Genomic DNA, 14,744 nt, shown 5'->3' on the forward strand with positions numbered 1-14,744 from the left:
TCAACTCATCCTGACCCGCTCCGCTGTTCCGCATCGCCGAGGGCTTTGGCGAGAGGAGGACCGATCTGGGCCAGCGGGCCAGGGTGCAGCAGCTGGAAGTGATGTGCCGCTACGCCGCTCACATGAACGCTTCCGGCCACGTGCCGCTGCCACTCTCCCGGGGTGTGCGCGGGGTCGGCGGGCAGGCCGGGGACGGCCTCGTCGGCGGTGAACAGGAACAGGTCCCCACGGAAGATCCCTGGGGTGAACCTGCTGAGCAGGTTGAGGTTGTTACGTGCGACGTTCAGGAGCGTGGACGTCGCCGGATCCCGCAGGAGCTGGTCAGACAGGCCGGCAGGCCGCAGGGCAGCCCTGAGAGTGTCGGTGCCAGCGGAGCGTGCTGCTCCAACCTGTTCGGCGAGCGACGTGATGCCGAGCCGCGGACGTTCGCCGACGCCTAGCCCGAGGCGGCCGTCGACGCCCTCGACGCCCTCGATGCCCTCAATGTGGTCGACGTCATCGAGGAGAAGCCGGAGCCACTGCCGCTCACTCAGTGCCGTCTGAAGGGACAGGACGCGCCGGTTGTCCGGGTAGGCGTCGAGCACCGCGAGCACACCGACCTGCTCGCCCTCGCTCTGCAGACGGGTCGCCATGGCGTGGGCGACCAGGCCGCCGAACGACCAGCCCAGCAGATGGTACGGGCCTGACGGCCGGACCGCCCGGATCCGTCGTACGTAGTCGGCGGCCATCTCCTCGACACTGGCGGGCAGCGGCTCGGACGGAGCGCCGAGCCCGAGGGCCTGCAGTGCGTGGACGGGCCGGGCGGGGCCGAGGTGGCGCAGCAGACCGGCATAGCCGCCGGCGAGGCCGCTGCCGGGGTGGACACAGAACAGCGGTGGCGTGCTGCCGTGGGCGCGCAGCGGCAGCAGAGGCGCGAGCTGTGCCGGCTCCCGCTCCCACTCGCGTCCCCGCTCCAGCGAGGAGGCGGGCCTCGGCACCAGCGGGTCCGCCGACCCGTCTGGTCGCCCCCGGCGGGCAGGCACCCGCGGAGACACCGGATTCTGCAGCTGCTTGGCAAGCTGCGCCACGGTAGGTGCCTCGAACAGCGTACGGATCGGCAGTTCCGTCCCGAACACCTCGCGGATGCGGGCCATGAGCCGGATGGCGAGCAGGGAGTGCCCGCCGAGCTGGAAGAAGTCGGCGTCGGCGGAGACGCCGTCGGTGCCGAGGACCTCGTCGAAGAGCGCGGCCAGTTGCCCCTCACCAGCGTCTCGCGGCGGTCGTGGGCCCGCGGTGGCGGGCCGGGGCCGCAGGGCGGGCAGGGCTTTGCGGTTGAGCTTGCCGTTGGCCTGCAGCGGAAGCGTGGGGACGACGACGAGGTCGCTGGGCACCATCGGTCCGGGCAGTGCGAGCGTCAGCCGGCGCCGTGCTTCGGCGAGGTGCACACTCCCGCCCGTCTCGCTCTCGGTGACGAAGCCGACGAGCTGCTCGTCGACCACCGACGCCGCTGCTTGCGCGATCCCGGGCAGGGCCCGGAGGGCCGACTCGACCTCGCCCAGTTCGATCCTCACGCCGTGCAGCTTGACCTGGTCGTCGGTACGGCCGAGATACTCGACGCTGCCGTCCGGAAGCCACCGGGCCCGGTCGCCCGTGCGGTACATCCGGGATCCTGGGGCGCCGAAGAGGTGTCCGAAGGGATCGGCGGGGAACCGGTCGGCGGTCAGGTCCGGACGACCGTGGTACCCGGAGGCCAGTTGGACGCCGGCGAGGTACAGCTCGCCGGGCATCCCGGGCGCGCAGGGCTGCAGTGCGGCGTCGAGCACGTACAGCCTCGTGTTCCACACCGGCCTGCCGATGGGCACCGGCCCCGAGGCGCCCGGCACGCACTGGTGGTGGGTGACGTCGACGGCGGCTTCCGTGGGCCCGTACAGGTTGTGGAGTGCCGCCTGCGGCAGGAGCGTGTGGAATCGTTCGGCCGTCGCTCGGGCGAGCGTCTCACCACTGCTGAACACGTGCCGCAGGCCGTCGCAGCGGCCGGCATCGGGTCCGGCGAGGAAGGCGTCGAGCACGGACGGCACGAAGTGCACGGTGGTGACGCCCTGTCGACGGATGGCGTGGGCAAGGTAGTCGGGGTCCCGGTGGCCTCCGGGCCGAGCGAGGACGAGGGCGGCACCGCTGATCAGAGGCCAGAAGAGCTCCCACACGGACACGTCGAAGCCGATGGAGGTCTTCTGCAGGACCCGGTCGCGGTCGGTGAGGCGGTAGGTGTCCTGCATCCACAGCAGACGGTTGACGATGGCGCGATGAGGCACGAGCACACCCTTGGGCTGCCCGGTGGAGCCCGAGGTGTAGATCAGGTACGCCGGATCCCCCAGCCCCGGACCGGTACCGTGTCCCGCCCTCGTCTCGGGGGAGCCGACCGGGGAACCCACCGGGGGGCCGCTTGGGCAGAACCCCGTGACCTCCCGGCCGTCGAGCAGCAGACGAGGCACCTCGTCCGTACCGGCGAGGGCAGAGACGGCGCTGACGTCCGACCGTGTGACAAGAAGCGTCGGTGCCGCGTCGCTCACCATCCGCGCCAGCCGCTGCTCCGGCTGCTCAGGGTCCAGGGGCAGGTAGGCGGCCCCGGTGATGAGTACGGCCAGCAGGGCGACCATCAGGTCGGGGCTGCGGGGCAAGGCGACGGCGACACACTGCCCGGGCGCGGCGCCACGGGAGGCGAGGAGTCGGGAGAGGCGGTGGGCGGAAGCGTGCAGCTCGGCGTAGGTCATATGCCGTCCGCCGTCGTCCTCGATCACGGCGAGGCGGTCGGGGGTGCGCTCGGCCTGTGCCGTGAGCAGTTCCGTGAGCGTGAGGTCGGGCACCTCGTGGGCCGTGTCGTTCCATTCGACCAGCACGCGACGGGCGTCCTCGGCGGACAGCATGTCGGCGCCGCCCACGGTGTGTTCGGCGGAGGAGCCGTCGCAGAAGGCGTCCAGCAGCCGCATGAAGCGTGCGCGGTGCCCGGCGAGGTCGGTCGCGGTGTACAGCGCGGAGGCGGCGTTGAAGTCGACGCAGAGGCCGGTCCCGTCGGACCGGTCGTACGCCATGACGGCCAGGTCGTCGACGACTCCGGTGGACAGGTTGTGCGCGGTGACGGGACGGGAGGCGAACGTGAAGTCGTAGCCGAACGGCATGATGTTGACCTGCGGACCGATGAAGTCCCGACCGTCTTCCGGCAGCCGCAGGTCACGGACGAGATCGACGCAGCGGTAACGCTGGTGGCGCAGCGCCAGCCGCGTTTCGCGGGAGACCTGGCGCAGCAGATCGCGGACGCGCATGTCGGCTGACGCGCGCAGCCGCACGGGCACGACGTTGGCGAGCATGCCGGGCAGGCCGCGCAGTTCGGCGTCTGTGCGGGCGGAGACGGGCAGTCCGATGACGACGTCGCTCTGGCCGGTGAGCCGGTACGTATACGCGGCCGTGGCCGCCAGCAGCATGACGGACCAGTGCACCCCCGCGGCCCTGGCAGCCCCGCGCAGCCGCGCCGACTCCTCCTCGGTCATGTGCACGATGTCCCGCAGCACGGAGGACGCGACAGCGGCCTGGCGAGGCCCGCCGAGTCGAGCCGGCTCGGGGCAGTCCGCCAATCGCTCGGCCCAGTAGGCGCGGTCGGCGGCTCGTTCCGGTGACGCCTGGTAAGCCGCGTCGCGCTCGAGCAACAACCGGAGCGATCCGAAGGACGGCTCCGGCGCCGTGACTCCGTCAACCATCGCCGAATACAGTTCGGCAATCCGCCGCATCACCAAAGCGCCTCCTGCGGCGTCGATGGCGATGTGATGGTAGCTGTGGTAAAGCGCAGACTTATTCGCCCCCAAACGAAAGAGAGCAAAGGAAAAAAGCGGCCCCTTTTCAAGATTTACGGGCTGCCGCAGCTCACCCCGCATCCACCTTTCCGCGACCTGACGCGGATCCGATTCCCGACTGACATCCAATACAGGGAATTCCCACCCCCGGACGGCGTCGAGCACTTGCCAAGGCCCTCCGGCGTCCGCCCCGAACCGCACATTGAGCGGCTCGGCTTCCGCCACCGCCGCACGAACTGCAGCCTCGATCAACGGCGCCTGCACCGGCCCATCGATCTCGACATACTCGGCGATACGGTGGGCCACGTCGTGCCCGTATCTGACGTGGCTGAACCAGATCTCGCGCTGACTCGACGACAGCGGCAGCCGGACGCCGCTACCGGACGGGGGAAGATGGTCAGATCGCAAGCTGTCCCTCAGAGGTGATGGCTCAAAAAGCATATTTTCGCAAACCTGTACGGATGCGGCACGCGGCCACTGCGGCCCAAACACCATAACGAAACGGACCCCACCAAGGGTGCGCCCAAAAGGCCCCGCAGCCTGCTCCGGCGCGATAAAATGCCGATCTGTCCGACGTCAATGCTCGTAGCAATACGCACTGACACTCGAAGTCCGACTCTGACAACAACGTCGGTGCTCCACGCCCCCTGCCCACCGCCTGAGCTGCGGCCTGCGAGTTCCCTGCGGAGCGAGGCCCTGAGCTTGCGGCCCCGACGGTCACCGACGAGTTCCGTACCGAGGAGCCTTTTCACCCACACCACCGCCCCCGAGCTCGCCACTGCGAGCCTCGCCACCCCCGCTGACATGGCTGGGTTCAGTCGTATCGGCATGGCCGATCGAGGTACCCAAGCCGGAACTGTCCCCCCTGCAAGCTGTACAGCTGGAGACTGGCGGCATCTGAATCAGCGCAGGCGCAGCGCGCACGCTGCATGCGTTCGGCCTGCTTTCTCCAGGAAGGGTTCACCGGATGACTGACAACACGCCCGTGCCCGGACCGCGCCGTGACATGGCGATGCACAACGACTGGTGGGAGTCGGGCTGGGAGCACGTCCTGCCCCGCCAGGGCTTCCCGCTGACCATGTTGATCTCTACGGCGTGCCAGCCCGGTTTCACCGGCTCCTTGGACGACCTTCTGCAAGAGAGCTTCGACGGGCACTGGAACATGATCGGCGGCGACCTCGACGGTGCGCTCACCTTCTCGTGGCCGGATGAGGAATGGGACTACGAGGCCGCGCCGGAGGGCCGCGAGGCATGCGAGGCGGCCCACTGGGAGCAGTTCAGCGCCCTGCTGACGACCGCAGGCTTCCCGGTGCCCAAGAGCGTGCGGGACCTGTCCGAGCTGTACCTGACGTGGGGCCTGGCAAGCCGCGAAGAGACGCCGGATGGCACCCGATGGTCCATGCCCGCTGCGCTGCCGCTGCCCGGCGAACTGCTGTCCCTGGACCCAGAACTCACCGCGCGCCTCGATGGGATGCGTACCGGCCCGCTCCTCGACGCCCTCATCGACCACCTGGTCGGCGATCTGGGTGAACCGGCAGAGACCCTGACCTCTCTGGACCGACTGGCGGCAGCCACCGGCCAGGACGTCGACGACGTCCGGCTCGCTCTCGCGGAACTCGTGAGCTCCGGCGACGCCCGTGTCCAGCGCGGCGAAGAGCCGGCCGACGCGGCGCGCCTGGCGGCCCACCGCCGCTTCCGCCTGGTCATGGACTGGCAGCACTACCACGAGAACCGCATCCAAGTGACCCGCGGATGACCAAGGCCGCGCACGGCACCGTGGGGACCAGCGATACCCGCCTGATCGTCCTCCGCGGCAACAGCGCCTCGGGCAAGTCCTCCGTCGCGGCCGGCCTGCGCGAGAAGTTCGGCCGCAACCTCGCCATCGTCGCCCAGGACAACCTGCGCCGCATCGTGCTGCGCGAACGCGACCGGCCCGGCGGCGCCAACATCGGCCTGATCGACCTCACCGCCCGCTACGCCCTGGACAACGGCTTCCACGTCGTTGTCGAAGGCATTCTGTACGCCGACCGCTACGCCACGATGCTCCAGGACCTGGTGCGCGCCCACCAGGGCGTCACACGGTGCTACTACCTCGACGTGCCCTTCGAGGAGACAGTGCTCCAGCACGCGACGAAACCAGACGCCGAATACCTGACGCACGTCAACGAGGGCCACCTACGCAACTGGTACCGAGAGAAGGACCTGCTCCCCAACGGCTTGGAGACCGTCATCGACGTGGCCAGCACCCTGGACGACACGGTCCAGCAGATCCTCGCCGAGAGCGGCCTGGACGGCATTCTCCCGATCGACCGCTGAGGGGCGCCACCGCAGGGACGACCGTCATCACGGCACCGACGACGGCACGCCCCACGCGACCCAGGGGGCAACGGCGCGGAGAACGGACCGCAGCGTATCCCGAGGGGGCGAGTGGCGACGTCACCTCCGCTCCGATGCCCAGATAGATCAGGTGCACTCGCGGATGCGCCACGCCGAATGCCCGACCTGCAAGGCAGCCGCAGGGCGGCCCTGCCACACCGCAGGCGACCGCCCGACCACCGAACACCGCGCCCGCCGCGACGCCGGACGAGGAGGCCATGGCCCACATCGTGTGACGGATTCCCCATAACCTTCGTCAAGCGGCCGGGATTGCCTACTGGGTCACGCCAAGGGCACGCCGGAATCTAACGCGACGACGTCCTCCCCGATCCCGACTACCTCCAGGAAGGTGTCCAGGGCCTTGTCGGCTTGCTCGTGCGGTTGGGTGAGCCAGACAAACGAGAGGCCGAGTGGATTGCCGTCGTGCTTGCTGATCGCGAAGCTGAACCCATCCAACCGGAACAGAACGACATCGAGATCGTCCAACCCGTCCCACGACCGCTCCACGTGCAGAAGTAGCCGCTGGGCCCCAGGCCGTACTGGCAGCGACAGCGCTCCGCCATCTGAAACAGCGCAGCGGAGGGCTCCCAGGCGCTGTTCTGGTGGGCGGGATTCTTGCCGGTGGAGTAGGGCGGTTGTGTAGCCGGCTGTCAATAGGGCTCAGGTCCCGCGACCTGGACATCTGTCACGGCAGTTCCTCCCCATGGCCCAGCCGACTGGCGATCAACCTGCCTGCACCTGGGCGGGTTGCGTCTTGTGACTCTGGTCAGGCCTGGTTGTGGTGGCTGAGGTGTGTCTGGCGGTGCCTCACCCCGCGGTCCGTCAGGTTGGATAGCACCGTGGCAAGACGACCCAAGACGAAGAAGAAGCGGCCCCCCTTCGGTATACCGAAGGAGATCATCCTGCTGACTGGGCAAGACGTGTGGCCCTACACGTTCATCGCCGACGACGCGGGTCGCGGATGCGGCAAGGTCCCCGTGCCCGCCGACGCAACCCTTGAGGAGGTACAGACGGCGATCTTCACGCAGCTTGCGGATCTCACCCGCATATTCCACGGCGTTGAGATCGAGGTTGAGTGGTCCTCCCTGACGTCGGATTCGTGGGTAGGCCACATCAGGCGGGTCACTGTGGAAGACCAGGCTCCGCCTGACGCGGTACCTGAAGCCGGCTGACCACGAATCGGCTCACCGCACATGTCGCTGGGTTCTGAAACACCTGGGTTCTTGCTTCATGACCATGGTTGTGCTGTGCACGACGAGGGCGCCCGGGTGCTCTGTACGCGGCGATCTGTCGTGACGCTAAGGCGGGCCTGTCGCTGCGTGCGGTCACGCAGAAGTACGGCGTTGACTACGAGACCGTGCAGAGGGCACCGGTGTCGGTGCTCCGGGAACCGCGGAAGAAGATGCAGCCACGGGATACACGGCTGGACTCCTACCAGCCGTTGATCGACGCGATCCTTGAGGCGGACCTGACCGCACCGCGGAAGCAGCGCCACACGGCCAAGAGGATCTACGACCGGGTGCTGGACGAGCACAATGCCGTCGACATCTACCACCAGGTGGTCCGCGGATACATCGCCGACCGCCGCAAGGAGATCTGACTGCAGGCCGGTAAGGGAGTCGTGGACGCGTTCGTCCCTCAGACTCACAAGCTCGGGGCTGAGGCCGAGGTCGACTTCGGGGACGCCATGGTCAGGCTGGCCGGCGAGCTGGTGACTTGCTACTTGTTTGTGTTTCGGATGTCGTACTCGGGCAAAGCCGTCCACCGCGTCTTCGCCTTGGCGGGTCAGAGAGGCGTTCTGCGAGGGCCACGTCCACGCTCTCAACGTGCTGGGCGAGGTGCCGACCGGGAAGGTCTGCTACGACGGCTCCGGGTCGTTAGCCCCGAGCTCGCCGAGGTCCTCTCCACGATCATTCGCCCGGCCCGCGACAAGAACGGTCGAGTCCCCCTCGGTCCCCGCCTACGACCACTACGAGCGCACCTGGCTGGCGCCTGCACCACTGCTGTTCCAGCGACACCGAGGCAAGGAGACCGGGTGATCAACTCGGGCGCTGTCCGGAAGATACTCACCACCGCGCTCGCACACACCGGGCTAGCGAACTCCGTCCTCGACGGCCCGCTGCACTTCACGCCGCACGACTTCCGCCGACTGTTCATCACCGACTCCGTCCTTGGCGGCCTGCCCCGCACAGCGCCCAGGTCATCGCCATGTACCAGGACATCAACGTCCCTCGGCTACAAGGCGGTCTAACCCGACAAGGCCATCCAAGCCCAGCTGGCCAGCCTCGCCGGCGCAGAGGACAAACTGGCCAAATTTACAGGCGGCGCGACCAACGGACCGCCGTCGATCTCGGCATCCCCACCCGCGACCAGCCTCCACAGCCCTGCCGCCTCAGTCATGACTGCCCACCATAATCAGGAGGAGCAGAGACGACGTAAGCTGCAACAATCAGCACATGATCAGCCAGGAGATCCTCTTCGACTGCCAGCGTCACGCTGATCGTGGCGTGATTGAAGTAGTCCCGTGCATCGACGGAACACCCCTTACCGAGTTGGTCGACCAGTTCGAGATGAATGCTGGAATGCAACCGGCCGGAAACGCCTACGGAGGTATCATTCCGCAGTTCTTCCGCTTCGGCCCCATCGAAGACCATTTCCATGGACGATCCATCGGAGCGATGGGGTCGAAGACGCCCGTGCTCGGCTGTGAATGCGGTGAGTGGGGATGCTGGCCGCTAATGGCTGGCATCACTGTGACTCCTGACCACGTGACCTGGGACTCCTTCGAACAGCCCCACCGCAAGACACGCGACTACTCGGGATTCGGCCCGTTTCAGTTCGACCGCCTTCAATACGCTGACGCCGTGAAGGTCCTGACTGCAGCACTGGGCTCTGACGAGACGTGAGAACGTCTCACCGACTCATCACGGGAGGAGGCAGCATGTTTGACCACGTCATCGGGCTAAGCCCCGAGGACGCCGCACGCTGGACCGATCTGGTCGACCAGTGTCGACCCGTCCTTGAGAGCGACGGAATGGAGGCTGTCCAGACCCTCCTGGCCGAGTGCGATATAGGCATCATTCAGGCGATCGTAATCACCCGGGCCCTACTGGGAAATGCAGAGACATCGCTTCGAGTCGCCATTGACGTCGTGGCCACGAGCAAGGCTCGACATTAGGTTCAGAGAATACGGAGTGGAAGCCGCCTACTGCCAGCCAGGCGTCCACGGCGCCCACGTAAAGGGCGGCGTCGAGGGCCAGATTGGCTGGTTACGCCCCACAGGCCTTGTTCCCGTCGCCGGCGTGGAAACGCTCGCCGAGCTCCACGCGAGGATCGACCGGTGGGACCAAGAGGACGACGCCCGCCGCCTCCGGTCCTGCCCCCGCACCATCGGCGAGTACTTCGCGATCGATCAGCCGCTGCTGGCGCCGCTGCCGGACGAGCCCGTCCGAGACCGGCCGGCTCTGGACTCCTCGGGTCGACCGCTACAGCCAGATCGGCGTGCGGATATACCGCTACTCGGTGCCGGTCCGGCTGATCGGCCGCACAGTCCGGGGCATGCCCCACGCCTCCGAGCTCGTGGTCTACGACGGCCGTTAGGAAGTCGCCCGGCACGTGCGGCTCATAGCCCGCAATGGCTCCCGCCTCGAACTCGATGACTTCCTGGCGCCCTGATCCGTAAGCAGGGCGCCCTGCCCGGCGCCACTAACGACCGGGGCCGCCGTCGCTCAGAGCGCCGTATCAAGGCCGCCGGTTTCCCCGGGACAAGTTGCTTCGCAATTTCGACTTCGGCGCCAACCCCAACATCGAAGCGGTTAGACCCTCGCCAATTGCGAATGGATCAAGAAGGGGCTGCCCCTCTGCCTCATCGGCGACTCCGGCACCGGCAAGTCGCACCTGCTGATCGCGCTCGGCACCGAGGTGCGATGGCCGGCTACCGGGCAAGTACGTTCTGGCGGCCACGAAGCTGGTCTACAAGTTCGTTGAGGCCGCCGGTGAGAAGCAGCTGACCAAGACCATCGCCTGCTACGGCCGAGTTGATCTTTTGTGCATTGATGGGCTCGGCTACATGGAATTCGACCGCCACAGCGCCGAACTCCTCTTCCAGGTCGTGGCCGAACGCGAGGAGAAGAACAGCGTGGCCATCGCCCCCAACGAGTCGTCCGGCGGCTGGACCAAGACCTTCACTGACGCCCGGCTCTGCGCGGCCATCGTCGTCCGGCTCACGTTCAACGGCACCATCATCGAGACCGGTACCGGCTGCTACCGCCTCGCCAGCACCCGAGCCCGAGCTGATGAGCCCGCCGAGGCCGGCTGACATCTGCCGCGGCCTGACTCGCCGGCCTGCTGTCCGGGCGGTCGGTGGGCCGGCCCGCGTTCATGGGCAATGCTGTCCTGTTGCGAGATTCGATCGGCTCAGTCTTGGCTGTCGTTATCGATCGGACGCACGCGGCGCCGGGCCTCCTCCAGCCGAGCGTCATAGTCGGGGAAGAACAGCGCGGGCAGCATCTTGTTCAGGTGGCCGGCGATCCGATGAATCGGTGCCCATGCCGCCGGATCGTCGACCGTGTTGCTCAGATCGGTCATCTGCGACCGTACCAACTAGTCTGACAGTATCGCCGCTTCGTCGCGGTTGAGCTTGATCGTGTCTCTGGCTCTTCCAGCGCGGCCCCACCTCTTCGAGCAGGCGATTCAACGTTCGGCGACACAACCCACCGGTCACCAGCTCCGCGAGATCCACCAGCTCTCATCGGGGCCGGCCTTGTGCCGCCACTCTCCGGTTCTGGCTCAACTTCCGTGATTGGTGGTGACAACCCGTCACGACTGCTGGACGAGGGGAGCGTGGTGCTTGCCGGTGGTGGGTGCCATGATCGGCTGCGGCTGGCTGAAATAGGCAGGGATGGGGAGGGTGAGTGGAGAGGTTCACCGTCGAGCCGCTTCGGGTGGTCGACTTCGTGCAGCACGTGCGGCGCCGCCCGCAGGGGTACTTTCTGGTTGAGCGGGGCAGCCCCGAGCTTCCCACCGAGGTGCTGCGGGCGGTGGCCTGGGACGCGCTGCACCGTCGCGACGGTAGGCATGGACGGATCAGCGTCGAGATCGGGTCTGGTCTCAGCTTCACCGTGGAGAGCGATCAGCGCCCCAGTGCCGATGAACGCGGATTCTTCGGTTCCCTGCTCGACATGTTCGACATGCAGCGCTGGGCTCCCTCCGCCGCTGCCGCACTCAGTGTCCGCACTGTCATCGAGGTGTGGCTGGATGGCTGTGGCTATCGCCAGGAGCTGGTCGGGATGGATCCGACCGGCCCCTGGGAAGAGCTCATAGCGCCGGCCCCCTTCGGGACCCGGACCACGTTCCACCTCGATCCTGCATTCTGCGGTCCGGGCGAGGCCATCGCCTGGGCGCTGCGACCCGAAGAACTACACCGAGAGGGAGGAACGTGCAGGGAACATCCCTCGCCCACGAGGTTTCCGATTCACGATCTCCGAGCGGAGACTGAAGGGTCACTCAGTGAGTAGGACTCGTTCGCAGGAGGTCGAAGCCGGCGCTTTCGGCGTACGGGCTTCCCTCCCCAGCTGCGTACGGACGAACGTCCCCAGTTGTTTCTGATCCTGGTGCGCCATGCTGGCTCCATGACAACTAAGGGGTGGGGCATAGCGGCCGTGGCCTGGAGCGTGCTTGCTGTGCTGTTTCTGGGGATAGCGGTGTCGGTCGGGGCTCTCGGGCTCGTGCGGCTGGGACTAGCTGGGAACGAAGTCCGGGTGCGTCTTTCGCAGTGCCGGCTCGAAAGCAGTCGAAGTGGAAGCCACGTTGAGTGCTCGGGTCGGCTTTTGGGCGACGTGAGCATGAACACCGTTACGGTGCGTTATGACGGCAAGAGAGGGGACGTAGTGCCAGCGGCCAGAACGCCATGGGGAACCTATGAGGTGGTGGACAAGAGCTTCACGTCGTGGGGGACGGCAGTTCTGTATCCGCTCCTGCCTCTCGTTGCGACGGCGGTGACGTCCTATTTCGCGTTGAGATCCGGCCGTCGAGGGAAGAGGCAGACCGCGCCAAGTGCTTCGTGAGACTCTTATGCGACTTCCGTCTCTCGCTCGATGGCGGTGAGCCGGTTCTTCAGTCGGTAGCTGGGGCCGTTGATGGAGATCACTTCGCAGTGGTGGAGGAGTCGGTCGAGGATCGCGGTGGCGAGGACCTCGTCGCCTAAGACCTGGCCCCACTCGCTGAAGGTCTTGTTCGAGGTCAGGATGATGAGCCCTTCTCGTAGCGCTTGGAGATGACCTGGAAGACCAGGTTCGCCTCAGCGCGTTCGAGGGGCTGGTAGCCGACCTCGTCGACCACGAGGACGCCGGGCCGCAGGTAGGTTCCGAGCTTGTTCGTCAGACGCCGTGCAGCCTCGGTGGTACGAACGCAAGGCCGAGCGCTTTCTTGGTTTCGCGGGTATTTCCGCGGCCCCTTTCTGCCTCTGCCGCATCGTCGCGACGAACCTCTTGGCCCTGCTGGTCAAACCGACCGGCGCGGCCTGGACGGGCGATACGGACGGGGCAGCCATCATGGCGCCGGAGTCTACTGGTGAGGTCTAGGGCCTGGGTCGAAAGTGGATCTTGGGATGTGAATGATCTCGGTTCATGGGTCGGAGAGATCTCACGGGCGAGCAGCGGGCAGTGCTGGAGCCGTTGTTACCGAGGGGGGCCACGGCGGGGGCGGCCGTAGGTCTGGCTTCGGCGGCGGTTGATCGGCGGCATACGGTTCCGGGTCCGGACCGGTGTTCCGTGGCGTGACGGGCCCGTCGAGTACGGGCCGCGGGGCCGGGGCTACGACCTGTTCCGCGGGTGGCAGCAACGGCACCTGGCACCGCGTCGTCACCCGGCTTCAGCCCCGGGCCGACGCGAGAGGTGCGACCACGTGGGACCTGAGCGTCGATTCCACGGTGTGCCGCGCTCATCAGCCAGCGGCTGGGACCGTAAGCAGAGTGACCTGCAGAAAGGACCGGCGGGTGTTCACCGAGCCTTGTGATCACGGGCTGGGACGCTCGCGCGGCGGGTTCACGACCGAGCTGCACCGGGCCGTCGAGCAGGTCCAGAAGCCCATGGCGATGGTGACCGCGGCCGGGCAGCGCGGGGAATCGCCGCAGTTCGAGCCGGTGCTGGAGAAGGTCCGCGTGCTCCGCATCGGACCGGGCCGGCCACGCGTCCGCCCCGATCGGGTGCGGGCTGACAAGGCCTACGCCTTCCGCCGAAACCGGGCCTACCTGCGCCGACGAGGGATCCGCTGCACCATCCCGGACAAGGCCGACCAGACGCGCATCCGCTGGAAGCTCGGCTCCCGCGGCGGCCGGCGAAGTTCGCTCCAGCCGACTGCCGCGAGCGCCAGGCGGCCGAGTGCGGGATCAACCGTCTCAAGAGACATCGCGCTGTCGCCACGCGCTACGACAAGCTGGCAGTCTGTTTCGAGGCGGCCGTGCTGGTTGCTGCGATCGACGAATGGTTATGACTCTGTCTCGCGCGTCATCAGGTACGTGTTCCCGATGTCTGGATCGCCGTACATGAAGAACAGCACCAAACCATCGTGCTGATCGCGGTCCACGTGGAAGTACCAGGAGTATGTCGCTGGGGGTTCCGGAAGCGAGGGGTCAGCCCCTGGCGTCAGGGAAATGCGTCTCTCGATTCGTGTCCGGGTCGTGAGCGCGAGCCGGACGACCTGTCCGCCTTCGTCGTCGGTCAGTTGCCAGGTTCCCGTACCGGAGAGGCGCCAGCCGTCCTCGAAGTCGAAGTTCTGCCCGTCGAGCTTTTCGAGAAGGGCCGTTCCGTCTTTACGGAGCTCCATGCGGGTCCCCTCGACGTTCTCCCAGCCCCCAGCGGCTTCGGCCGCCGTGGCGTCGTGGATCCCTGTTCCCTCGTAGTACTGGTAGGGGCCGGCGCACCCTGTCAGAGACGCCGCACCCACTATCAAGACACCAAGGACCGCCCGCCACGCACACAGCCTGCGTCCGCCTGCCACCAGGACCTCCCACCCTCAGCCCGTATCGGCCAACCGATAGGAGCAGCCGTGGAGAGATACCCTGCCAGACATGTTGAACGCGTTCAACTCTGCGGCTGAAGAGGTGGCGGTCACCCTCACAACTCGTGCGTACAGCGCTGCCCGCAACCGCCGACAAGCACCATGAACAGCGTTCTCGATACAGGGCCTAGACCGCGCTTCGGGCGTCGGAACGCTCCCGAGGTGCAGCCTTGCATCGCCGGCTGCACCCTTGGGTGGCCTGTGTCCCTTTCGGCGCTTCGAGGCCTGGCTTGCTGTCGGGTGCGTTGTTGGCGGGTGGGTTGGCGGGTCCGTTCTGGTTGTTTCGGTGTGGCTGGTTTCTGTCTCCGGGATTGTGTCCGTTCTCTTGGTGTCAGGAGTTTTGGACGGGGGGAGTGAATTCTCTTTCTGTTCGGGTGATTTGACGGGTTGTCTTTGATTTGCGTTGGGGGAGCTGGTATTTTGGGGTGTAGGTATTTTCGAGTTGCTCTCGTTGTGGGGGCGGGTTAGTGGTGGATGGGGGGTGGG

At 66.9% G+C, this 14,744-nt stretch carries 12 protein-coding genes and 3 pseudogenes; 10 read left to right on the forward strand and 5 right to left on the reverse strand.

Going from position 1 to position 14,744, the window contains the following annotated elements; translation table 11 throughout:
• Nucleotides 1–5 precede the first annotated feature (5 nt).
• Nucleotides 6–4,265: a non-ribosomal peptide synthetase gene (locus DEJ43_RS37195; protein WP_078508840.1), complete on the reverse strand. Its 4,260-nt coding sequence runs from the start codon at nt 4,263–4,265 to the stop codon at nt 6–8.
• A gap of 526 nt (nt 4,266–4,791) precedes the next feature.
• Here DEJ43_RS37195 and DEJ43_RS37200 point away from each other — a divergent pair.
• Both DEJ43_RS37200 and DEJ43_RS37205 read left to right on the forward strand, forming a co-directional pair.
• On the forward strand, nt 4,792–5,580 hold the full coding sequence (locus DEJ43_RS37200; RefSeq protein ID WP_015038623.1) for a DUF6042 family protein: 789 nt from the start codon (nt 4,792–4,794) through the stop codon (nt 5,578–5,580).
• The gene (locus DEJ43_RS37205; RefSeq protein WP_015038624.1) at nt 5,577–6,140 is read left to right on the forward strand and encodes a P-loop NTPase family protein; all 564 of its coding nucleotides are present in this window, start codon (nt 5,577–5,579) and stop codon (nt 6,138–6,140) included. Before DEJ43_RS37200 ends, DEJ43_RS37205 begins: the two co-directional genes overlap by 4 nt.
• Nucleotides 6,141–6,482: 342 nt before the next feature.
• Here DEJ43_RS37205 and DEJ43_RS38485 read toward each other — a convergent pair whose 3' ends face one another.
• A complete protein-coding gene (locus tag DEJ43_RS38485) occupies nt 6,483–6,707 on the reverse strand; it encodes a hypothetical protein (protein ID WP_015038625.1) in 225 nt (74 codons plus the stop codon).
• 332 nt (nt 6,708–7,039) lie between these two features.
• Between DEJ43_RS38485 and DEJ43_RS37215 the strand changes: the two genes are divergently transcribed.
• From DEJ43_RS37215 to DEJ43_RS37235, 6 genes and pseudogenes are all read left to right on the forward strand, one after another.
• Nucleotides 7,040–7,372 carry a hypothetical protein gene (locus DEJ43_RS37215; RefSeq protein WP_015038626.1) on the forward strand — a complete coding sequence of 111 codons (333 nt, stop codon included), beginning with the start codon at nt 7,040–7,042 and terminating at the stop codon, nt 7,370–7,372.
• Between the two features lie 230 nt (nt 7,373–7,602).
• Entirely contained in the window at nt 7,603–7,800 is a 198-nt protein-coding gene (locus tag DEJ43_RS37220; protein WP_146250770.1) for a hypothetical protein, read from the forward strand.
• Nucleotides 7,801–8,656: 856 nt separating this feature from the next.
• Nucleotides 8,657–9,106, forward strand: coding sequence for a hypothetical protein (locus tag DEJ43_RS37225; RefSeq protein WP_015038629.1), 450 nt, complete (start codon nt 8,657–8,659; stop codon nt 9,104–9,106).
• Nucleotides 9,107–9,141: 35 nt separating this feature from the next.
• On the forward strand, nt 9,142–9,378 hold the full coding sequence (locus DEJ43_RS37230) for a hypothetical protein (RefSeq protein ID WP_041663336.1): 237 nt from the start codon (nt 9,142–9,144) through the stop codon (nt 9,376–9,378).
• Nucleotides 9,379–9,701: 323 nt separating this feature from the next.
• Nucleotides 9,702–9,800 (forward strand): hypothetical protein, encoded by a 99-nt coding sequence (locus DEJ43_RS38845; RefSeq protein ID WP_411572312.1) that lies wholly within the window; start codon nt 9,702–9,704, stop codon nt 9,798–9,800.
• A gap of 107 nt (nt 9,801–9,907) precedes the next feature.
• Nucleotides 9,908–10,518 (forward strand): annotated as a pseudogene (locus DEJ43_RS37235) (ATP-binding protein); the annotation flags it as partial.
• 98 nt (nt 10,519–10,616) lie between these two features.
• Here DEJ43_RS37235 and DEJ43_RS38740 read toward each other — a convergent pair.
• On the reverse strand, nt 10,617–10,787 hold the full coding sequence (locus tag DEJ43_RS38740; protein WP_306663850.1) for a hypothetical protein: 171 nt from the start codon (nt 10,785–10,787) through the stop codon (nt 10,617–10,619).
• 326 nt (nt 10,788–11,113) lie between these two features.
• Between DEJ43_RS38740 and DEJ43_RS37245 the strand changes: the two genes are divergently transcribed.
• Nucleotides 11,114–11,716, forward strand: a complete 603-nt coding sequence (locus DEJ43_RS37245) for an ATP-binding protein (RefSeq protein ID WP_015038633.1) — start codon at nt 11,114–11,116, stop codon at nt 11,714–11,716.
• Nucleotides 11,717–12,270: 554 nt separating this feature from the next.
• On the opposite strand, the pseudogene DEJ43_RS37255 reads toward DEJ43_RS37245, so the two are convergent.
• A pseudogene (locus DEJ43_RS37255) lies at nt 12,271–12,596 on the reverse strand (ATP-binding protein); the annotation flags it as partial.
• Between the two features lie 230 nt (nt 12,597–12,826).
• Between DEJ43_RS37255 and DEJ43_RS37260 the strand changes: the two are divergent.
• Nucleotides 12,827–13,691 (forward strand): annotated as a pseudogene (locus DEJ43_RS37260) (IS5 family transposase).
• Here the strand turns inward: DEJ43_RS37260 and DEJ43_RS37265 are convergent.
• Nucleotides 13,686–14,198 carry a hypothetical protein gene (locus DEJ43_RS37265; protein ID WP_110014445.1) on the reverse strand — a complete coding sequence of 171 codons (513 nt, stop codon included), beginning with the start codon at nt 14,196–14,198 and terminating at the stop codon, nt 13,686–13,688. The pseudogene DEJ43_RS37260 and the gene DEJ43_RS37265 overlap by 6 nt on opposite strands.
• Nucleotides 14,199–14,744: the final 546 nt, after the last annotated feature.

This window comes from Streptomyces venezuelae ATCC 10712 (assembly GCF_008639165.1).
Lineage (GTDB): Bacteria > Actinomycetota > Actinomycetes > Streptomycetales > Streptomycetaceae > Streptomyces > Streptomyces venezuelae.

What these genes read in the sequence shown, in the direction of transcription:
- DEJ43_RS37195 (WP_078508840.1), bottom strand. Translation starts at nt 4,265, where the DNA reads ATGCTTTTTGAGCCATCACCTCTGAGGGACAGCTTGCGATCTGACCAT.
- DEJ43_RS37200 (WP_015038623.1), top strand. Translation starts at nt 4,792, where the DNA reads ATGACTGACAACACGCCCGTGCCCGGACCGCGCCGTGACATGGCGATG.
- DEJ43_RS37205 (WP_015038624.1), top strand. Translation starts at nt 5,577, where the DNA reads ATGACCAAGGCCGCGCACGGCACCGTGGGGACCAGCGATACCCGCCTG.
- DEJ43_RS37220 (WP_146250770.1), top strand. Translation starts at nt 7,603, where the DNA reads ATGCAGCCACGGGATACACGGCTGGACTCCTACCAGCCGTTGATCGAC.
- DEJ43_RS37225 (WP_015038629.1), top strand. Translation starts at nt 8,657, where the DNA reads ATGATCAGCCAGGAGATCCTCTTCGACTGCCAGCGTCACGCTGATCGT.
- DEJ43_RS37230 (WP_041663336.1), top strand. Translation starts at nt 9,142, where the DNA reads ATGTTTGACCACGTCATCGGGCTAAGCCCCGAGGACGCCGCACGCTGG.
- DEJ43_RS38740 (WP_306663850.1), bottom strand. Translation starts at nt 10,787, where the DNA reads ATGACCGATCTGAGCAACACGGTCGACGATCCGGCGGCATGGGCACCG.